Source organism: Pseudarthrobacter sp. rb, from assembly GCF_056389225.1.
The window spans coordinates 527,869-548,055 of the sequence record NZ_JBWJAR010000001.1 but is presented as its reverse complement, the minus strand read 5'-3'; the positions used below and the strand labels follow the sequence as shown (position 1 = coordinate 548,055).

The window sequence follows — 20,187 nt, the reverse complement described above, 5'->3', positions numbered from 1 at the left end:
TTCTAGGCTACCGGCCTAGCGCCCGGTGAGGGACCAGGCGTCTTCGGAGCCGTCGTCGTCATCGCCATAGCCTCCCGGAGCGGAGTCCGAGCCGTCGTAGTATTCGACGTTCTGCTTCCTCTGGTCCAGGTCTGCAGCGACCAGGTCTTCGGCGTAGCCGCCCTGGGCGATGTTGGCGTTGGCATTGTCGCTGAGCGCGGCGGTCTGCGAGTCAGGCGCCGCAGGGGCTTCCTGGCCCTTCATCGCGGCGAGGACGGCGGCGAGGTCGTCCGGCTTCACCAGGACGTCACGCGCCTTGGAACCCTCAGAGGGGCCCACCACTCCCCTGGATTCGAGGAGGTCCATCAGCCGGCCGGCCTTGGCGAACCCGACCCGGAGCTTGCGCTGCAGCATGGAGGTGGAGCCGAACTGGGTGGTGACCACCAGTTCCGTGGCCTGCAGCAGCACCTCGAGGTCGTCCCCGATGTCGTCGTCGATCTGCTTCTTTTCCGCTTCAGGGGCGACGTCGTCACGGTAGACAGCCTGCAGCTGCCCCTTGACGTGCTCCACCACCTTGTGGATTTCCGACTCCGTGACCCAGGCGCCCTGGACGCGCATTGCCTTGGAGGCGCCCATGGGCAGGAAGAGCGCGTCGCCCTGGCCGATGAGCTTTTCGGCGCCCGGCTGGTCCAGGACCACCCTGGAGTCCGTGACGGAGGAGGTGGCGAAGGCCATGCGCGAGGGCACGTTGGCTTTGATGAGGCCCGTGACCACGTCGACGGAGGGCCGCTGGGTGGCCAGCACCAGGTGGATGCCGGCGGCACGGGCAAGCTGGGTGATGCGCACGATCGAGTCTTCGACGTCGCGCGGAGCGACCATCATCAGGTCGGCAAGTTCGTCCACGATCACCAGCAGGTACGGGTAGGGCCGGATGACGCGCTTGGAGTCGACCGGCGGCTGGACCTTGCCGGCGCGCACGGCCTTGTTGAAGTCGTCGATGTGCTTGAAGCCGTAGTTGGCGAGGTCGTCGTAGCGGGCGTCCATTTCCCGCACCACCCACTGCAGCGCTTCGGCGGCCTTCTTCGGATTGGTGATGATGGGCGTGATCAGGTGCGGGACGCCCTCGTAGGCGGTCAGTTCCACACGTTTGGGGTCCACCATGACCATGCGGACCTCGTCCGGGGTGGCGCGCATCAGGATGGACGTGATCATCGAGTTCACGAAGGACGACTTACCGGCACCGGTGGCACCGGCCACCAGGAGGTGCGGCATCTTGGCCAGGTTGGCCACCACGTAGCCACCTTCCACGTCTTTGCCCACGCCCATGACCATCGGGTGGTCCGTACGGCGTGCGTTCTGGCTGCGGAGGACATCGCCCAGGGAGACGGTTTCGCGGTCCGTGTTGGGGATCTCGATGCCGATAGCGGACTTGCCCGGGATGGGGCTGAGGATGCGGACATCGCTGGAGGCAACAGCGTAGGAGATGTTCTTGGACAGGGCGGTGACGCGCTCCACCTTGGTGCCGGGCGAGAGTTCGATCTCGTACCGGGTGACGGTGGGACCGCGGCTGAACCCGGTGACCGTGGCATCAACGTTGAACTGGGTCAGCGTATCCGTGAGGGCGGCGACGACGGCGTCGTTGGCTTCGGTGCGCTCCTTGGGGATGGATCCGGGTGTGAGGAAGTCCGAGGCCGGGAGGGTGTACGTGACGTCGCCGGCGAGTGAAAGTTGCTCGGTCCGCTGCGGGATGGGGACGGGCGGCGGGGCCGGGGCCACGGGGTTGGAGGGCACGGTTGGCGCCGCAGCGGGCTTGCTGGGAGCAGCAGCCCCCGGGATGACCAGTGGAATGGCCTCGGTGGCATTTTCCGGCGGTGACGCCTGGGAGGCGGCACCCAGGCCCTGGGCTGCCTTGATCTTTTCGACGGCGATCTCCGCCTGGGTGGGCCGGCGCACACCCGGCGCAGGCCGGGCAGGTTCCTGCTCGTCGTCGTCAATGACGGCGTGTTCAAAGGCTTCGTCGCCCACGTAGCCCTCAAGGCCTGCCTCGGTCTCCTGGTCCTTCCCAAAGAGCTTGCGCTTCTTCTTCCGGGGTGCGGCGGGGGCCGTCCGTTCCAGGTAGCTGCGGTCGTGGACGTCGGGGCGTTCCTGGTCTATCAGGTCCACGCCCATGAGGTGCTCGTAGGCCCCGCGGATGCGGCGCGGAATGGCTGTGAACGGGGTGGCCGTGATAATCAGCAGGGACACGAAAGCGAGCAGGCCGTAGAGGGCCACAGGCACGGCGGGGTGGATGGCGGCCAGCGGCGTGGCGGCCAGGAAGCCGAGCATGCCACCGGCTTTGCGGAGGCCGTCGAAGCCGTCGGCCACGGTGGGCTGGCCGCCCAGGATGTGCGCCAGGCCGCAGCCGGCGAACGTCATGATCAGGAAGCCGATGCCCACCCTGTTGTTGCCCCGGCCGTCGGAGGGCTGCCGGAACAACCGGAAGGCGCAGACAAAAAGCATGAGCGGGAGCAGCAGCGAAATCCAGCCGAAGGTGCCGTTGACCACGGCGTAGACGGCGTCCGGGAACCAGCCCGTCAGGCCCCACCAGGCGAAGGTTGCGATGAAGACGCCCAGCGCCAGGTTGAACAGCGCGGCGCCGTCGCGGCGGTCCTCGGCGGGAAGGTCACTGACGTCATGGCCGATGCGGCGCACTCCCCCGCCCACCAGATGGCCCATGCCCAGCCATGCTCCGCCTACGACGCGCAGCAGCCACGGCTGGTGGTGTTCGACGGCGGGAAGCTGGCGGGTGCGTGCGGTGCTGGATGAGCCGCCGCGCCCTGCCTTGCTGGCAGTGGAGCCGGTTCCGCGGGCTGTGGAGCTCCCGGATTTGCTGCCGGAGCTGCCCCTGCCGGTACCTTTGGGCGCGGAAGTAGTACGTGTGGCCATACTAGCCACGGTACCGGAAGCATGCTGTGATTCCGGGGATATCGGGGCCCGGGGAGCGCATCGGTTGGGGGCACCGGCCGCACCGCCCGGACACGCGGAAGGCCCCGGTTCACGGTGAACCGGGGCCTTCCGAACCTGCCCTACGGCAGCGGAGGTAATCTCAGGCCTCGAGCACCACCGGGATGATCATGGGCTTGCGGCGCAGCTTGCGGTTGACCCACGTGCCCACAACGCGGCGCACCACCTGCTGGAGCTGGTGGCTGGTGTGGTCGGCGTGGTTCTGGACTGCTTCTTCCAGTGCCGCGTTGATCTTGGGGATGATGTCGTCGAAGACTGAATCGTCCTCGGCAACGCCCCGGGCGTGGATCTCGGGCCCGGACACTACCTTGCCGGTGGCCCGGTGGATGACCGTGATGATCGAGATAAAGCCTTCGTCGCCCAGGATGCGGCGGTCCTTGAGGTCCGCGTCGGTGATTTCGCCCACGCTGGAGCCGTCAACGTAGACAAATCCAACCTCCACCTGGCCCACGATGTCCGCCTGGTGGTCGCGCAGGTCGATGACCGTGCCGTTGTCGGCAAGGATGACGCTGGCGTCCGGTACACCGGATTCGATGGCGATCTTGCCGTTGGCGATCAGGTGCCGGGTTTCGCCGTGCACAGGCATCGCGTTGAGCGGCTCGAGGATGTTGTAGCAGTAGAGCAGTTCGCCGGCTGCTGCGTGGCCGGACACGTGGACCTTGGCGTTGCCCTTGTGGATCACGTCGGCGCCGAGTTTGAGGAGGCCGTTGATAATCCGGAACACCGCATTTTCATTGCCCGGGATGAGGCTGGAGGCCAGGATGACGGTATCGCCGTCGCCCACCACCACGCGGTGGTCGCCGTTTGCCATCCGGGACAGGGCCGCCATGGGCTCGCCCTGGGAGCCGGTGGACATGAGGACCACGCGGTTGTCCGGCAGGTTGTCGATGTTCTTGATGTCGACGATCAGCCCGGAAGGGACGTCCAGGTAGCCCAGCTTCTCCGCGATGGCCATGTTGCGGACCATGGAGCGGCCCACAAAGGCCACCTTGCGGTTGTGCTTGGCAGCGGCGTCAAGGACCTGCTGCACGCGGTGGACGTGGGAGGAGAAGGACGCCACGATGATGCGCTTGGTGGCCTGGCCGAAAAGCCGCTCCAGCGTGGGGCCGATTTCCTTCTCGGCCGTGGTGAATCCGGGCACGTCGGCGTTGGTGGAGTCGGACATGAAGAGGTCAACGCCCTCCTCGCCCAGCTTGGCGAAGTGGCGCAGGTCGGTGATGCGTCCGTCCAGCGGCAGCTGGTCCATCTTGAAGTCACCGGTGTGCAGGACCGTTCCGCCGGCAGTGCGGATGAACACGGCAAGGGCATCCGGGATGGAGTGGTTGACGGCGACGAACTCGCATTCGAACGGCCCGAATTTCTCCACCTGGCCTTCCTCAACGGTCAGCGTGTAGGGCCGGATGCGGTGCTCCTGCAGCTTCGCTTCGATCAGGGCCAGCGTCAGCTGGGAGCCCACCAGCGGGATGTCGTTGCGCAGGCGCAGCAGGTACGGCACGGCGCCGATGTGGTCCTCGTGGCCATGCGTGAGGATCACGGCCACGACGTCGTCCAGCCGGTCCTCGATGTACGAGAAGTCCGGCAGGATCAGGTCAACGCCGGGCTGGGTTTCCTCAGGAAAGAGGACGCCGCAGTCTACGATCAGCAGTTTGCCGTCGATTTCGAACACGGCCATGTTCCGGCCGATCTCCCCGAGCCCGCCAAGCGGGACGATCCGCAGCGTGCCTTGGGGCAGGCGCGGAGGGGTGACGAGGCCGGTAAGGGCAGTTTGGGTCATAGTGCACTTCTTTCCAGGCGGAAGGGTGCCGGTCTTAGCCTCAGGAGAAGACCAGCCCCGCTTCCGCCAAATCCCCGCGGATGGTTTCGATCTCGGTTTCGTCCGGCTCCACGAGGGGCAAACGGACAATCGAGTTGGGCAGGACTCCCTGCCATTTAAGAATCTGTTTGGCCGCCACGGCCCCCTGGACACGGGTCATGGTTGCGCGGACCACGGGCTGCAGCTCGAAGTTGATCTTGCGGGCAGTCCCAAGGTCATTGGCGTTGACGGCATCGATGAGTTCGCGGAAGCGGCGGGTGGCGACGTGGGTAGTGACACCCACCAGGCCGACGGCGCCCAGCGCCATCCAGGGAAGGGTCAGCCCGTCGTCGCCCGAGTAAAACAGGAGGTCGGTTTCCGCCATGACGCGGGTGGCTGCGGTGAGGTCTGCCTTGGCGTCCTTGACGGCGACGATGTTGGGGTGCTGCGCCAACCGGATCATGGTGTCGGGTTCGATCGGGATCGAGGACCGGCCGGGAATGTCGTACAGCATGACCGGAACGTCGACGGCGGAGGCGATGGTCTCGAAGTGGGCGCGGACACCCGCCTGGCTGGGCTTGTTGTAGTAAGGGGTCACCAGGAGGAGGCCGTCGACGCCGAGGGCAGCAGCCTGCTGGGAGAGGTGGACCGAGTGCGCGGTGTCATTGGTGCCGGTCCCGGCAATGATGGCCGCCCGGCCGCCCACGGCGTCCTTCACGGCGCGGAACATGCCGAGGTTCTCTTCGTCTGTCAGCGTGGAGGTCTCACCGGTGGTACCGGTGACCACCAGGCCGTCACAGCCGTCGTCGACCAGCTTGCTGGCCAGCGCTGCCGCCTGGTCGTAATCCACTGCGCCGTCCTTGGTGAACGGCGTGACCATGGCGGTCAGGAGGGTACCGAGGGCAGGGATGTGCGCGGAAGAGTCAGCCATGGAAAAAACGTTACCCTGTCCCCGGCTGGTTAGGACAATGCCACGGGCGTGACGAACGTCAAATACGGTGCCGCCCCGGCCGTGGCGCGTCCGTCCCCGCGTGGCAATAACGGCCAACGGCCGACTGCCGGAGGCCCTCTGCCCAGGAGGCGAGCCGCTGTGCCGCCCGCACGTAATGGAACAACTCCATGGGCGTCAGGGCATCAAGATCCGTTTCAGCAAGCCTGCGGGCCAGCTCGGCCCCCTCCGGCTGGGCCGCAAGGCTGACACCTTCCTTTTCCCACGCGACGTCCTCGGCGGGCCGCCCCGAGACAAGCTGGCGGAACAAGTAGTCCACCACTCCGGGACTCATTGCCTTCAGCGGCCCATCCGCGGCGCCAGGATCCCCGGGCGCAAGGGCGTCCGGGGTGTACCGGCGCGGCAGGCTCCCGGACTGCACATGGTCCTCCGGCGCGGGGCCTGCCTGAACATGGCCCTCCCGCACGGGCCCCGCCTGCAGACTGCCCGAGTCGGGCCCCGGCTGCCGGCGCCCCTGCCCCCTGGTTTCAGGGGTGCCTCCCCCGGCCGCTCCTCCCCTGGATCCGGATGCTCCGGACGACGTCATTTCCATACCCGACATGCTATTCGAACATATATTCGAATACAAGGCATCCCGGTACTCCCGGCACCGGTACCGGTGGGACGGAGGCAAGGATGGAGGCACAGGATGGACGGAGGCACAGGCGCCCCGGAGCCCTGATGACCGCCCCCGGCTGTGACAAGCGACCCGGGAGCAGCATGTGAGACGATCTGGTCATGACGTCCCGAAGCCCGGCCACCCGGTCCCGCAAGGCCCAAGGCAGGCAACAACCGGGGCGCCTCCGGGGCATCGACGCCGCCCGCGGCGTGGCGTTGCTGGGCATGATGGCCACCCACCTGCTGCCGACGTTCGAATCGAATGCAAACCTCACGCCAACCTGGATTGGCCTCACCTTCTCGGGACGCGCCGCCGCCCTCTTCGCTGTGCTGGCCGGCGTTGGACTTGCCCTGTCCACCGGGAAGGACAAGCCGCTGGAGGGCCCCGGACTCTCTGCCGCCCGGCGCGGCGTGGCGCTGCGCGCCCTGGTGATTGCCGCCGTCGGACTTACCCTGGGCGGCCTGGACGTGAACGTGGCCATCATCCTGGTCCACTACGCCGTGCTGTTCCTGTGCATCCTCCCCTTCCTGGGGCTTGGCCTGAAGCCGCTGTGCGCCTGGGCCGGCGGCTGGATCCTTGCCTCGCCGGTGCTGGCCTACCTTATGCGGCCCTGGCTCCTTGCCCCCGAACCACCCCTGAAGCTGGGCCACAACCCTGGCTGGGAAGACCTCGGAACACCTTCCAGGCTGCTCGCGGATGTGTTCTTCACCGGCTACTACCCTGTGTTCCAGTGGCTGTCCTACCTGCTGGTGGGACTGGTGATCGGCCGCCTGGTTCTCACCAAGGCACTGGTCCCCATACTGTTGCTGGCGGCCGGAACCATAGTGGCCGTGGCAGCCAAGGCCGTGGGGGCAGCGGCCATGGAGGACTGGGGCGGCCTGGCAGCGCTGGAAAAGGTCCTCAATTCCCCGGGGTACCCGCTGGACAGCGTGCTGCAGGTCAACCTGACGGGCATTTCCCAGGAGGGCTCATGGTGGTGGCTGGCATCGGCCGCACCGCATTCGGGAACTCCGCTTGATCTGCTGCACACCTCGGCAGTGGCGGCGGCAGTGATTGGGGCCTGCCTGCTGCTGGGGCGCCTCGCAGAGTGGGTGGACCTGGACCTGCTGCTGCCGCTGCGCGGGGCCGGCGCCATGACCCTGACCCTGTACACAGTCCACGTTTGGGTGGTTTCCAGCTTCTACCTGAAACCCCTGCCCGCCGGCTGGACCGAGGACGGGATGTACTTTGCCCAGGCGGCCACTGCCATCACTGTGGGCATTGTCTTTGCGCGCCTGTCCTGGCGCGGCCCGCTGGAATGGGCGGGCCATGCGGCGGCCGTGGTGGGCCGGGGCGGCTTCAAGGCCCTCTCCTGAGCTGAAATGAAAAGAACCCGCGGCCCCACCGAAGGGTGGGGCCGCGGGTCCCGTTCTAAAACCGGGCGCGGGTGCGTCGGCTGCTACTGCGGGGTCAGGGTGAAGGTGGCCGTCTTGTCGCCGAAGTCATCGTTGACGACAACCTGGGTGGGGCCCTTCTTCACATCAAACGCAATGACGCCCTGGCGGACATCGCCGGCACCGACCTCGTTGGTCGGCAGGGCACCCATTCCATCGTCGAGGTAGACCAGTTCGCCCTCGTTGCCCTCGGCGTCATAGACCTTGAAATTCGAGGGGCTGGAGAAGCTGCTTCCGGTCAGCGTCTCCCAGGAAACCTTGACCGCCAGGAAACCGCCGTTCTTCGGCTGCATGTAGGTCATGCCCGGGATTTCGGCCGTGTAGATGGAATCGAGGACGCTGATCTTTACGGTGTTGCCTTCGGACACGGTGGCCACGAAGGAGTTTGCGCCGGCGGCGGCGCCACTGGTCGGGGCGGCTCCGTTCGACGGGGTTGTTCCACGTGACGGGTTGGGCGCAGCCTGCGAGGCCGACGGAAGCTCGGGAGATACGGGGAGCTTCCGATTGTCCAGGGCAGCCCCGATCATGGCGACGGACATGATGGCCAGCAGGATGCCGGTGATGATGCTGATAAGCCAGACGACGCCGGTGATGATCCAGGCCTTCTTCTTGTTCTCCGGGTAGCCCTCAAGCGGGCGGCCATCCTTGTCCCTGGTGTTTCCGGTCAAGGTGATGATCAGGTCCACGATGGCCCAGATGCCGAGGCCACCGGCCGTCAGCAGCTTGGCGATACCCGAGCCGATCTTGCCAAGGTAGAAGCGGTCCGCGCCGAAGGTACCCAGCAGCAGCGAAAGGATCCAGGTTGTCATGAACGACTTCCGTGGACCGTCCGCGTAGGGACCGCTGCCCAGCGGCCCCGGCTGGTATTCCCCCTGCGGAGCTCCAGGGTACTGCCCCTCAAACGTGGAATGTCCCCCGAAGGTGGACGGGGCCGGCGGAATGGGCGGTGCGGACGGTCCGCTCTGGGATGGGTTGGGGAAATTCGGGTGGCTCATGGATGGTCCTTCTGTCCAAAGGTGCGGGTTCTTGGGTGCACGGGTGCAGGTGTGCGGGCGGGTTCAAGGGTTGGGTTGCGTGCAGCGTCAGGCAGCCTCCGGCTTCCCGGAGCGCTGGTGCGTGGCAGGGATGGGTGCGGTTGCCCGGGGAGGGGCCTGGGGTGCAGCTGGACCACGCCCGTGGCATGGACATGGCCAACCTCATGCTTTCCCCCAAAGCTAAAGAGTCTTTACTAAATAAACCTACCGCGGACGGCAGCGTACTGCGATGGGCAGAAATGCCCATCGCAGTGCACGGTGCAGGAGGCCGCGGAGCGCGGGGCCTGCTGGAGCAGGGCCGGCGCCGGCCGGTATCAGGACGCGGCGGAAAAGAGCCGCACGGCGTCACGCATGGATGCCCGCGCCCGTTTGCGGTCGCCGGCAGCGTCATAGGCGCAGCTCAGCCGGAACCAGGAACGCCAGTCATCGGGAGCGGCCTCGGCTTCGGCCCGGTACTTTTCGAATTCAGCGTCCGCCGCGGCCCGGACGATCCGGCCGCCCGGCGTGCGCGGAAGCTCATCGACGGGCAGCCCGCCTTCGGCTTCCAGGACCTTGGCCATCTGCTCGGTGCGGGCACCGAACATCAGCTCGCGGATCAGGGCCCAGGCACCAACCACAGGCAGTACCAGGTAGGCGGCGCCGATGGCCTTGGCCGTGAGGTTGCTGTCCGTCAGGAGCAGGACTGAGCGTTGGAGCGACACCACCAGGTAGAAGACCAGCAGCAGCGTCACCGCGCCCACCCAGATCTTGGTGCGGTTCTTCCGGAAGCCGGCAAGGAGCCCGTTCACGGCTTAGAGCCCCAGGTCCAGGTAGCCGTCCAGGCCGAAGGTCAGCCCCGGGTGTGCGGCAACGTTGCGCAGGCCCAGGAGCACGCCGGGCATGAACGAGGCGCGGTCGAAGGAATCGTGGCGGAGGGTCAGCTGTTCGCCCGGGCCGCCCAGCAGGATTTCCTGGTGTGCCACGAGGCCGCGAAGCCGGACACTGTGGACCCGGACGCCGTCCACGTCGCAGCCTCGGGCGCCGGCACGTTCACTGGTGGTGGCATCCGGGCTGGGCGGCACCTGCGCTGCCCGGCGTTCGGCGGCGATCAGCTCAGCGGTGCGGACTGCGGTGCCGGAAGGGGCGTCCACCTTGTCCGGATGGTGCAGCTCGATGATCTCCACCGATTCGAAGTATTTGGACGCCTTCGCGGCGAAGGCAGAGGCCAGCACCGAGCCCAGGGCGAAGTTGGGGGCGATGAGAACGCCGGTCTCCGGGTGCGCTGCCAGCAGGGATTCCAGGGCGGACAGCCGCCCCGCGTCCCAGCCGGTGGTGCCCACCACGGCGTGGATGCCGTGCTCGACGGCGAAGCGGACGTTCGCTTCGGTGCTTTCGGGAACCGTCAGGTCCACCACGTAGCGGGCACCTGAGGCTGCCAGCTGCTCCAGCGAGTCACCCCGTCCCAGGGCTGCAACGAGCTTCATGTCGGGCGCGGCGTCAATGGCCTTGACGGCCTCGGCGCCCATGCGTCCATTGGCACCAAGGACGGCCACCAGCTTGGGAACGGAGTGTTGTTCGGTCATGGCGTTAACCCTACCGGCGGGACGGGTGCGGGCAGGAACCGGACGGCGTGCGTTACCTCGCACTCGGGGCGCCGTGCGGGCAGCAGCGTCAGCTGCCTGCGCCGACCCATTCCACGGTGCCGTCCGAGAAGAACTGTTCCTTCCAGATGGGAACCTGTTCCTTGATGCGGTCCACCAGATCGGAGCAGACCGCGAATGCCTGCCCTCGGTGCGCGGCGGACACCGCGCACACCAGGGCGGGGTCCCCGATCTCCAGCATCCCGATCCGGTGAGCCGCCCAGACCCGGACGGGCTGTCCGGGGCCGGCACATGCTTCGGCGTTCTGTTCGGCAACCAGGCCCGCGACGACGTCGGCCATCACCTGGTGCGCCGTGGGGTGCGCACTGTAGCTGAGGCGCTCAACGGCCTTGCCGCCGTCGTGGTTGCGCACCACACCGCTGAAGCTGACCACGGCGCCCGCCGTGTCGCTTTCCACTGCCGCAATTGCCTGGTCCACGGAGATGGGCTCCGCGCTCAGGACCGCGCTCACTACTTCGAATGCTTCAGTGCCCATGTCCGCCTTCCAGCTGGTCACAAAGATGCCCGATCACCGGGTCCAGGACGGTCAACCCGTCCATGACGCCCTTGGGCGACCCGGGCAGGTTCACGATGAAGGTGCGCCCCGCGGCGCCGGCATAGCCCCGGCTGAGGGCCGCCAGCGGGGTCTTGGCAGCGCCGGCGCGGCGAATCGCCTCCATGATGCCGGGGATTTCCCGGTCCAGCAGCGGCAGGGTGACGTCCGGTGTCCGGTCGTCCGGGCTGAGGCCGGTGCCGCCGCTGGTGATGATGATGGCGGGGTGCTGGGTGAGGAGCGCGCGGATGGCGGCGCCCGCGGGATCGCCGTCCGGGACCACCATGGCCGGGAAGACGTCAAAGCCATGCTCAGTGAGCCAGTCGGTGATGACCGGTCCGGTCTCGTCGTCGTAGATGCCCGCGGCGGCCCGGGTGGAGGCGATGACGACGCCGGCCTTCCGCCCCTGCACGTCGCCGTGCCGGTGCGGTTCGGGGACGTCCAGGATGTTGGGGGTGGTCACAGGGCCCAGTCTCCGCTCTTGCCGCCACTTTTGGCCAGCACCTTGATGTCTGTCAGGACGGCATGTTTGTCCACGGCCTTGATCATGTCGTAGACGCTGAGGGCTGCCACCGACGCGGCGGTCAGGGCCTCCATTTCCACTCCGGTGACGCCCCGGGTCTTGACGGTGGAGCTGATGGCGACGGCGTCCTCGCCGAGGTCGAAATCGACCGTGACTTTGGCGAGGGGCAGCGGATGGCAGAGCGGAATCAGGTCCGGAGTCTTCTTGGCCGCCATGATGCCGGCCACACGGGCGACGGCCAGCGCGTCCCCCTTGGGAAGCCCGCCGGTGCCCAGGAGCCGCATCACCTCCGGGGTGGTCCGGACCGTGGCGGTGGCCGTGGCCTCGCGGGTTGTTTCTGCCTTGGCGGAAACATCCACCATCTGGGCGCTGCCGTCCTGGCGCAGGTGCGTCAGTGCGGGGGTTTGTTCTGCGTTCACAGCATCCATACTTCCACCTCGTCGCCGGCGGCGAGCTCCGTTACGCCGGCGGGGACGTGGACCAGGACGTTGGAACCGGCGAGCGCGTGCATCAGGTGCGAGCCCTCGCCCCCCTCCAGCTTCACGGTCCCGTCCGGTTGCAGGCTTCCACGCCGGATCTGGTGCTTGTGGGCGGGGGACGCCAGGGGCTGGTCCAGGCGGGCACGCAGGGGCAGCCTGGGTGCCGGCGCCCCCAGGAATGCTGACAGGGCGGGACGGAGGAACATTTCAAATGACACCAGGCAGCTGACCGGATTGCCCGGGAACCCAAGGAAGGGAACGCCGTCGAATGTGCCGATTCCCTGGGGGCCACCGGGCTGCATGGCCACGTGCAGAAACTCGACAGGCTGGTCGGCCATCGCCTGGCGGACCACCTCGTAGGCGCCCTTACTGACCCCGCCCGTGGTCACGATCAGGTCTGCACGCCGGCTCCCGGCGCGCAGCAGAGCCAGCAGTTCCGCGGGGTTGTCGGTGGAGATGGCGGTGCGCCGGACAGTCAGCCCGGCCTGCTTCATGGCGGCTTCCAGGAGGGTTCCGTTGGAGTCGTAGATCTTGCCCGGCGGAAGGTCCCGGCCGGGATCCACCACCTCGTCACCGGTGGTGACGAGCAGGACGGTGGCGGCCTTGTACACCGTCACTTCCGGGATGCCCAGCGCGGCGAGCAGCCCCAATTGGGCCGGTCCCAGGCAGGTACCGGCAGCCAGTGCCCGCTCTCCCGCAGCGATGTCGCTGCCGGCGGCGCGGACGTAGGTTCCCGGGGCGGTGGCAGGCAGTTTGACTGCGCCGTTCCAGTTCACTGCGCCGTCCGGGCTGGGCTCCGGGAAGCGGTCCGGCTCCGCTTTTTCAATGGGTACGACGGCGTCAGCCCCCTCCGGGATCATGGCACCGGTCATGATGGGGGCGGCCGTACCGGGCGCGAGCGGCTGCGGGCTGGACCCGGCGGGAACCGGGGGCACGATGTTCAGGTCCGTGCCGGCGCCGGACAGGTCGCCGGAGCGGACGGCGTACCCGTCCATCTGCGAGTTGGCGAACGGGGGAAGGCTGATCGGCGCGGTGACATGGTCCACCAGGCCGCGGCCCAGTGCCTGGGTAAGCGGCAGGGTTTCCGTGCGCTCAAGCGAGCGGAGCGGCTGGAGGAGTTCCGCGACGGCGGCGGCATGACCAGCGACGCTCCGCGCATGTTCGGCCTTGCCGTGGGGGTGGCTGGTCATGGGTACGCCTTTGGTCGCGGCCGTCAGGATTTCACGTCCACTCTAACCGTGTGGAATCCCGTTGCTCCGTCCGGCGCCGGCGGCCGCGCCGTTTCGTCCTGGGGTTCACCCAGCAGGTTCGTGGCGCGGACCTGGACCTCGTACTGCCCCGGGGTGAGGTCGACGGCCAGCTTCCACTGGTACCACGTGTCCACCGAGATACCCGGGGCAAGCTCGGCTTCCCGCCACGGTCCCCGGTTGATCCGCAGTTCCACTTTACGGATGCCGGTGTGCTGGGCCCAGGCAACTCCCGCCAGCACCACTGTTCCTGCGCTGACCCGACGCCCGCTGCGGGGAACGTCGATGCGGGACGACGTCTTGATGGGCCCGCGGGCGGACCAGCCCCGCGGTGTCCAGTACCCGGCGTCGTCGGCGAACCTGGTGACTTTGAGTTCCGTAACCCACTTCGTGCCCGAAACATAGCCGTAGAGGCCGGGGACCACCAGGCGGACCGGGAAGCCGTGCTCCAGCGGCAGCGGTTCACCGTTCATGCCAACGGCAAGCAGCGCGTCCCTGCCGTCGGTGAGGACGTCCAGCGGCGTTCCGGCAGTCCAGCCATCGGCACTTCGGGAGAGGACCATGTCCGCCCCCGGCTGGGGACCGGCCAGGGCCAGCAGTTCGCGCACCGGCCAGCCGAGCCAGCGGGCGTTGCCGATCAGGTCCCCGCCCACCTCATTGGACACGCAGGCAATGGTGACATGGCGTTCAACCAGGGGCTTTGCCAGGAGGTCGGCGAAGGAGAGCTGGACTTCCCGGGCCACCATTCCGGTGACTTTGAGGCCCCATGTCTCCGGGTTGACGGCGGGGACGGCCAAGGCTGTGTCGATCCGGTAAAAATCCGGGTTAGGGGTCACCAGCGGCGTCATACCGGCCACGCCCGGCTCTGCGGCGGCCGGAATGGGAGGTGCCGGTGACGCCGGGACGGGAAGGGAGATGCGTGCCCTGGCTTCACTGACCGCGGCGGCGGCGCCGCGCCAGACACCGGCAACCACTCCGATCAGGGCAGTCGCCGCGGCAGTGGCGGCAAGGGATCGGAGGAAACCGCGGCGGGCAGCGGCTGCGGTTCCGGCAGGCCCTCCCCCTCCGGGGCCTGCGTCTCCCGGTTCCAGGTCCTCCCACGCCTGCAGCCTCCGGGCCAGGAAACGCAACAGCACGACGGCGACGGCCGCGGCCAGGAGCGGAAGCATCAGGGCCGCCGGGGTCGCCTGGGACCGTGTCAGGACCGCTGCCACGCCCGCCAGCCCGAAGATGCCCATCACGGCGGCACCAGCGAACCGCCGGCGCCGCTCAAGGACGCCGGCAACTGCGGCCAGCGCGGCAATGGCCAGCGCCATGCCCGCCAGGAGCGCAGCCTTGTCCGCCGTGCCGAAGAGGGCGATGGCCCAGTCCTTGACACCGGGCGGGACGGCATCGATGACAGCCCCGCCCACAGCGGTCAGCGGCGAAAGGGAGGGGCTGGCAAAACCCGCCAACAGCTCCCCCGCTGCGACGCCGCCGGCGGCTGCACTTATTCCGGCAGCCGCAGCCCACCGGGGCCCGGTGCGCAGGACTGCCTGGTGCCGGACGGGACTCTCCACACGCTCCCCAAGGCCGGCGGCGTCGTCGACCGCCCCGTGCTCTTGCCGGGAACTCCTCATAACTTCCAGCATAGGTTCGGCGGTAGTCCCCGTGTGGATGACGTCCCCGGATGGACGGGTGCTTCCGCCACCCGGTCACAGGTGTGATGTGCGGCGCAACGTGGCGTAGCCTGAATTCATGAGTGTCCAGCTAGGCATGCCGCAGCCGCGGGAGGAAGCAGCATCGGCGCTGCCCGGCGTCCCCGCACGCCGGCCCGCGGATGCACCGGCGGGGCTGGCGGACAGGTATGGCCGCCGCGCCACGGACATGAGGCTGTCCCTGACGGACAAGTGCAACCTCCGCTGCACCTACTGCATGCCGGCGGAAGGCCTGGAATGGCTCGCCAAGCAGGCAGTGATGTCGGCCGGGGAAATCGTGCGGATCGTCAAGGTCGGCGTGGAGCAGCTGGGGGTCCGGGAGTTGCGTCTGACCGGCGGTGAGCCGCTGGTCCGGCATGACCTGGTGGACATCATCGCGGCCCTGCGGGCCAACCACCCGGACCTGCCGATCTCCATGACCACCAACGGCGTCGGCCTGGCAAAGAAGGCGGCGGCTCTCAAGGACGCCGGGCTGACCCGCATCAACGTGTCGCTGGATTCGCTGCATGAAGAGACGTTCACCAAGCTGACCCGGCGCCCGTTCCTCAACCAGGTCCTGGCCGGGGTCGACGCTGCCTGGGCTGCCGGCCTGGGCCCGGTCAAACTGAACGCGGTCCTGATGCGGGGCATCAACGACGCCGAGTCGCCACAGCTGCTGGCATGGGCGCTGGAGCGCGGGTACGAACTGCGGTTCATCGAACAGATGCCGCTCGACGCCGACCATGGCTGGACCCGCCGCAACATGATCACCGCCGCCGAAATCCGCGGACTGCTGTCCCGTGACTACGTGCTCACCCCCGATCCCCGGGCACGCGATGGCGCTCCCGCGGAGCGGTTTGAAGTACGACGGCGGGTAGCAGGCCCGGCGGACGGCGCCGGCTCCGCTGACGGTCCCGTCCTTGGGACGGTGGGAATCATCGCCTCCGTCACCGAGCCGTTCTGCGCTGACTGCCGGCGCACCAGGATTACTGCCGAGGGCAAGATCATGAGCTGCCTGTTCTCACGCGAGGAGTTCGACCTGCTGGGCCTGCTGCGGGCGGGCGCCGGCGATGCGGAACTGGCGCAGCGGTGGCAGGACGCCATGTGGATCAAACCAAAGGCCCACGGCATGGACCATGTGGGACTGGACGCTCCGGACTTCGTCCAGCCGGACCGCAGCATGAGCGCCATCGGGGGCTGACACAGATGCTTGTACGCTATTTTGCTGCCGCGCGCGCTGCAGCCGGCTTCGAGGAAGAAAAGTTCCAGCTGCCCGAGGACGCCACGGTGGCGGACCTGCTGGCAGCCATCGCCGCCGTGGAGCGCGCCGAGCCTCCGGCGGGCACTCCTCCGCTTCCCCGGCTTCTTTCGCGGAGCAGCTTCCTGCTCAATGAGGTGGCCGTGCGGGACCAGGCAACCATTCTTGGCCCCGACGACGTCGTGGATGTGCTGCCGCCGTTCGCCGGGGGCTAATCGCTTAGGGCAGCTGGAGCCATGACGGTTTTGACTGTCGGGGTTTCGCGGTAGGGGCTTGATTGTCAGACCCACGCTGGATGATGTGGGTATGGGAATCAGCGGTGGTTTTGGGGCGGTGTTGGAGGGTGTTCATACCTCTGTTGCAGCCCTTGATGCTCTCGCTCTTGAAGACCGGAACCTCGAACATTCTGCGCTGACTGCTGCGGCTGGAGATATTGACGTGCTGCAGCACCGGTACGAGCTGTGCCTGGAAGGGTTGGAGCTTACGGCCCGGTTGGAAGCACAGCTCGCGGCGGTAAAGTCGCGGCAGGTTGCCCGGGCCGTTGAGTTCCAGCAGGCGATGACGCCGCCGGACGCCTCGGCCCAGGACCGCACCTACGCGCAGATGTCGGTGGTGGAGGAGATCGCCGGGGTCCTGACCCTCAGCTCTGCCGCAGCTGGGGCGTTCGTGGAGCAGTCACGGCGGGTCTGCTCCCTGCCGCCCGTTATGAACGCCTTGGCCGCGGGCGCGATGTCCTGGCAGCACGCCCGAATCGTTGCCGACGAAACCGAAGGCCTCACCGCCGAGGACGCGGCGTCGCTGGTGGCGCACTTCTTCGACCCCGACACACCCCACCCCGCCCGCGGTGCCGCCCCCGGTGAAATTGTCCCGTCACGGTTTCGGGCGAAGGTCCGTGGGTGGCGGGAACGCCACCACCCCGAGTCGATCGAGAAGCGCCACGCAAAGGGAGTGGCTGACCGGCGGATGGAATACACCCCAGACCGGGACGGCATGGCCTGGATCTCCCTCTACCTTCCTGGCGATACCGCCTGTGCCATCTGGAACCGGACCACTGCTATCGCACGCGGCCTCCAGGGCCCCGGCGAAGAGCGCACCGTCACCCAGCTCCGCCCCGACATCGCAGCATCCCTGCTCCTCGGCACTAAGAACACCACACAGACCGGGAAATCCACGGAGGTCGGGAAGGTCCCCACCCCGCGGGCCGACGTCCTGGTGATGGTGCCCGTATTCTCCCTGCTCGGCCAGACCGATGAACCCGCCATGCTGGATGGTTTTGGGCCGATTCCGGCGTCCATGGCACGGAGGCTGGTCGCAGACGGGGCTGACTCGTTCTACCGGGTCCTGGTCGACCCACGGGACGGGGCACCACTGGAAATCGGAAGGAAGAACTACCGGCTCACCGAAATCATCAAACGCTGGATCCGGCTGCGCGACGCCAAGTGCACGTTCCCCGGCTGCACCAACCGCACCCCTGACAACGACACCGACCACCTCACCGCCTGGGAACACGGCGGCGTTACCGGAGCAAGTAATTTGGCCCAGCTGTGCCCAAGGCACCACCGGCTCAAACACAACAGCAGGTGGACACCCGGCCCGGCCAACAAGAATGAACCACCCGGCTGGACCTCACCCACCGGACGCCATTACAACCCAGAACACCGGGATGCAGAACCAACCCACTGGCCACTCGCCGCGGGACTCTTGAACGCGTTTCCCGATGTGGAAAGTGCATTGCTGGACACAGGCCCGCAGGAAAAGTTTCTTGAGCCAGAAGCGATCCCCCTCGACGACCCCCTATGGGAAGAGTTTTACTCGCGCCCTTTCGTGCTGCCGCCAGACCCATTGAAGGACTGTTGGAACATGATGCAGCCCTGGCCATAGTGGACCTCGAGCGCTCCGCCTTCACAGTGTGGGCCCTCGACACTCTGGCGAGCAGTTCAATCCGGTCGAAGAACTTCAGGCCCGGTGGAAGACCGAGCGCATGAACGGCCTGTAGGCCGGGCTTCGCCCGTCCGCTGCGGCTTCCGCACCTGCCACGCCGCCGTCGTCGTCCCTGGCACTTGAACGCAACTCGGTGACGTGGGTCAGGACACCGTCACGGAGCAGAAGGGAGTGGTGTGTCCAGCCTGCGTCGCTGGGGCGATCAACGCGGAGGACGCCGTCGCGCCAGGTGCAGCGCGCGGCAGTGCCGGGCGGCACGCCGGTACTGTCCACGTAGTACCAGAGCACGTCGTTATGGACCGGATCGACGGTGAAGATGCCGTGGCCTTCAAAATGGCTGCCGTCCGGTTCGACGTGGCGGTAGCTCTGCACGACGCCCAGTCCCCCGGCTACCTGGCTGTAGGTCACCTCGGCGTCGACGCTGCGTTCGGGCCCCCATGGGCCTGCAGCGACCTGGGTTTGGCCCCGCCAGCGGCCCAGAAGGCCGGACAGGGCAGGATGCCCTTGCTCCATTTCGTGCACCGCCCATCGCCCCGCCTGCAGACATGAACCCCCTGCACTCAGGATGGACTCTTCTGCGTGGCGCCGCCAGCCTCCGTGCCGTATGCAGCCGGTTGGCTACAGCCCGAACGTCTCGTTCTCCTCGAACGGGCCGACCACCGTGACGGTCCGCGGCGCTGCGGCGAGTTCGGCAGCCAGTTCCTGGACCTGTTCAACGGTGACGGCCTTGATGAGGCGAAGCGTCTCATCAATGTCCTGGTATTCGCCGGACACCAGTTCGGCCCTGCCCAGCCGGGACATCCGCGAACCGGTGTCTTCCAGGGCCAGGACGATTCCGCCGCCAAGCTGTCCCACGGCCTTGCGGAGCTCGTCCTCGGAGATTCCGTGTTCGGCGAGCTTGTCCAGCTCGATCGCCAGCAGGTCCAGCACTTGCCGTACCTTGGACGGCGTGCAGCCCGCGTACATGCCGAAATAGCCGGCGTCGGCGTAGGACGAGGCAAAGGAGTAGGTGGAGTACACCAGGCCGCGCTTCTCGCGGACTTCCTGGAACAGCCTGGAGGACATGCCGCCTCCCAGCACCGCATTCAGGACGCTCATGACGTAGCGGCGTTCGTCGGTGGCAACGATAGTGGGGCATCCCATGATGATGTTCGCCTGCTCCACCGCGCGCTTGACCACGTGCAGGCCTGCGGTTCCGGTGATCAGGGCGCGTTCGGTGGAGCGCCGCTGCACCGGTGCGGAGTCCGGTTCCAGTGACCAGCCCGCGGTCTGGAGGGCGTCCACCACAAGTCCGCAGACGACGTCGTGGTCCAGCCCGCCCGCGGCGGTGATGACCAGTTCCTCCGGCTTGTAGTACCTGCGGTAGTGCTCCCATACGGAGTCCCTGGCAACGGCCTTGATGGCTGCGGGGGTGCCGCCGATGGGGCGGCCAAGCGGGTGGCTGCCCAGGACCTTGGCCACGAAGTGCTCGTGGGCAACATCGGTGGGGTCATCGCTGTCCATGGCGATTTCCTCGAGGATGACGTCCCGTTCCTGTTCCATCTCGTCAGGGTCCAGCACGGCGCCGGTGATCATGTCCGCTATGACGTCGATGGCCATCGGCAGGTCCGAGTCCAGGACCCGGGCAAAGTAGCAGGTGCTTTCCTTGGCGGTGGCGGCGTTCGACTCGCCGCCCACCTCATCAAAGGCGGAGGCGATCTCAAGGGCCGTGCGGCGCCTGGTGCCCTTGAACAGCAGGTGTTCAAGGAAGTGGGTGGATCCGTGCTGGCCGGGAGCTTCGTCGCGGGAGCCTACGCCCACCCAGAACCCGATGGTGGCTGACCGTTGGCCCGGCATCGCTTCCGTCAGTACCCGCACTCCCCCCGGCAGCACGGAACGCCGGACCTCGGACCCGCCGTCGGAGCCGTGGACCAGGGTGTCGCCGGCGTGGTTCTGCTCAAGCGGCAGGGGTACAACAGTCATTGATGCCTTTCAGGACGGGCAGCCGGATCTGGCTGCCATCGTAACAGCGGCGGGACCGGTGGATCATCCACCGGTCCCGCC

At 67.5% G+C, this 20,187-nt stretch carries 18 protein-coding genes; 4 read left to right on the top strand and 14 right to left on the bottom strand.

Annotated elements, in window-relative coordinates; all coding sequences use genetic code 11:
• Positions 1-15: 15 nt before the first annotated feature.
• The 4 genes from ACWRN3_RS02410 to ACWRN3_RS02395 all read right to left on the bottom strand — a co-directional run bounded on the left by ACWRN3_RS02410 (position 16) and on the right by ACWRN3_RS02395 (position 6,189).
• Positions 16-2,904: an FtsK/SpoIIIE family DNA translocase gene (locus ACWRN3_RS02410; RefSeq protein WP_476739778.1), complete on the bottom strand. Its 2,889-nt coding sequence runs from the start codon at positions 2,902-2,904 to the stop codon at positions 16-18.
• 160 nt (positions 2,905-3,064) lie between these two features.
• Positions 3,065-4,756: a ribonuclease J gene (locus ACWRN3_RS02405; protein WP_255175049.1), complete on the bottom strand. Its 1,692-nt coding sequence runs from the start codon at positions 4,754-4,756 to the stop codon at positions 3,065-3,067.
• Positions 4,757-4,796: 40 nt separating this feature from the next.
• Positions 4,797-5,705, bottom strand: a complete 909-nt coding sequence (dapA, locus tag ACWRN3_RS02400) for a 4-hydroxy-tetrahydrodipicolinate synthase (RefSeq protein WP_141940780.1) — start codon at positions 5,703-5,705, stop codon at positions 4,797-4,799.
• A gap of 58 nt (positions 5,706-5,763) precedes the next feature.
• Positions 5,764-6,189, bottom strand: a complete 426-nt coding sequence (locus ACWRN3_RS02395; RefSeq protein ID WP_476739777.1) for a hypothetical protein — start codon at positions 6,187-6,189, stop codon at positions 5,764-5,766.
• Positions 6,190-6,500: 311 nt separating this feature from the next.
• On the opposite strand from ACWRN3_RS02395, the gene ACWRN3_RS02390 reads away from it, so the two are divergent.
• Positions 6,501-7,736, top strand: coding sequence for a heparan-alpha-glucosaminide N-acetyltransferase domain-containing protein (locus ACWRN3_RS02390; RefSeq protein WP_476739776.1), 1,236 nt, complete (start codon positions 6,501-6,503; stop codon positions 7,734-7,736).
• An 83-nt stretch (positions 7,737-7,819) separates the two neighbouring features.
• Here ACWRN3_RS02390 and ACWRN3_RS02385 read toward each other — a convergent pair whose 3' ends face one another.
• The 8 genes from ACWRN3_RS02385 to ACWRN3_RS02350 form a co-directional block, all read right to left on the bottom strand.
• The gene (locus ACWRN3_RS02385) at positions 7,820-8,809 is read right to left on the bottom strand and encodes a TM2 domain-containing protein (RefSeq protein ID WP_476739775.1); all 990 of its coding nucleotides are present in this window, start codon (positions 8,807-8,809) and stop codon (positions 7,820-7,822) included.
• A gap of 353 nt (positions 8,810-9,162) precedes the next feature.
• Positions 9,163-9,636 (bottom strand): hypothetical protein, encoded by a 474-nt coding sequence (locus ACWRN3_RS02380; RefSeq protein ID WP_255175045.1) that lies wholly within the window; start codon positions 9,634-9,636, stop codon positions 9,163-9,165.
• Between the two features lie 3 nt (positions 9,637-9,639).
• Positions 9,640-10,410, bottom strand: a complete 771-nt coding sequence (gene dapB, locus ACWRN3_RS02375) for a 4-hydroxy-tetrahydrodipicolinate reductase (RefSeq protein WP_476739774.1) — start codon at positions 10,408-10,410, stop codon at positions 9,640-9,642.
• An 88-nt stretch (positions 10,411-10,498) separates the two neighbouring features.
• Entirely contained in the window at positions 10,499-10,963 is a 465-nt protein-coding gene (locus ACWRN3_RS02370) for a molybdenum cofactor biosynthesis protein MoaE (RefSeq protein ID WP_476739773.1), read from the bottom strand.
• Positions 10,953-11,483, bottom strand: a complete 531-nt coding sequence (locus ACWRN3_RS02365) for a MogA/MoaB family molybdenum cofactor biosynthesis protein (protein ID WP_255175042.1) — start codon at positions 11,481-11,483, stop codon at positions 10,953-10,955. Before ACWRN3_RS02365 ends, ACWRN3_RS02370 begins: the two co-directional genes overlap by 11 nt.
• Positions 11,480-11,971, bottom strand: coding sequence for a cyclic pyranopterin monophosphate synthase MoaC (gene moaC / locus ACWRN3_RS02360; RefSeq protein ID WP_255175041.1), 492 nt, complete (start codon positions 11,969-11,971; stop codon positions 11,480-11,482). Before moaC ends, ACWRN3_RS02365 begins: the two co-directional genes overlap by 4 nt.
• Positions 11,959-13,212, bottom strand: a complete 1,254-nt coding sequence (locus ACWRN3_RS02355; RefSeq protein ID WP_476739772.1) for a molybdopterin molybdotransferase MoeA — start codon at positions 13,210-13,212, stop codon at positions 11,959-11,961. The genes moaC and ACWRN3_RS02355 overlap by 13 nt, the downstream gene beginning before the upstream one ends.
• A gap of 23 nt (positions 13,213-13,235) precedes the next feature.
• Positions 13,236-14,888, bottom strand: coding sequence for a molybdopterin-dependent oxidoreductase (locus ACWRN3_RS02350; RefSeq protein WP_476739771.1), 1,653 nt, complete (start codon positions 14,886-14,888; stop codon positions 13,236-13,238).
• Positions 14,889-15,006: 118 nt separating this feature from the next.
• On the opposite strand from ACWRN3_RS02350, the gene moaA reads away from it, so the two are divergent.
• The 3 genes from moaA to ACWRN3_RS02335 all read left to right on the top strand — a co-directional run bounded on the left by moaA (position 15,007) and on the right by ACWRN3_RS02335 (position 18,084).
• Entirely contained in the window at positions 15,007-16,146 is a 1,140-nt protein-coding gene (moaA, locus tag ACWRN3_RS02345; protein WP_476739770.1) for a GTP 3',8-cyclase MoaA, read from the top strand.
• Positions 16,147-16,151: 5 nt separating this feature from the next.
• Positions 16,152-16,418, top strand: a complete 267-nt coding sequence (locus tag ACWRN3_RS02340; protein ID WP_476739769.1) for a MoaD/ThiS family protein — start codon at positions 16,152-16,154, stop codon at positions 16,416-16,418.
• Positions 16,419-16,509: 91 nt separating this feature from the next.
• Positions 16,510-18,084, top strand: a complete 1,575-nt coding sequence (locus tag ACWRN3_RS02335; protein ID WP_476739768.1) for an HNH endonuclease signature motif containing protein — start codon at positions 16,510-16,512, stop codon at positions 18,082-18,084.
• A gap of 75 nt (positions 18,085-18,159) precedes the next feature.
• On the opposite strand, the gene ACWRN3_RS02330 is transcribed toward ACWRN3_RS02335, so the two are convergent.
• Complete coding sequence (locus ACWRN3_RS02330; protein WP_476739767.1) at positions 18,160-18,657, bottom strand: DUF1579 family protein; 498 nt, start codon at positions 18,655-18,657, stop codon at positions 18,160-18,162.
• A gap of 105 nt (positions 18,658-18,762) precedes the next feature.
• Complete coding sequence (locus ACWRN3_RS02325) at positions 18,763-20,106, bottom strand: M16 family metallopeptidase (RefSeq protein ID WP_476739766.1); 1,344 nt, start codon at positions 20,104-20,106, stop codon at positions 18,763-18,765.
• Positions 20,107-20,187 lie beyond the last annotated feature (81 nt).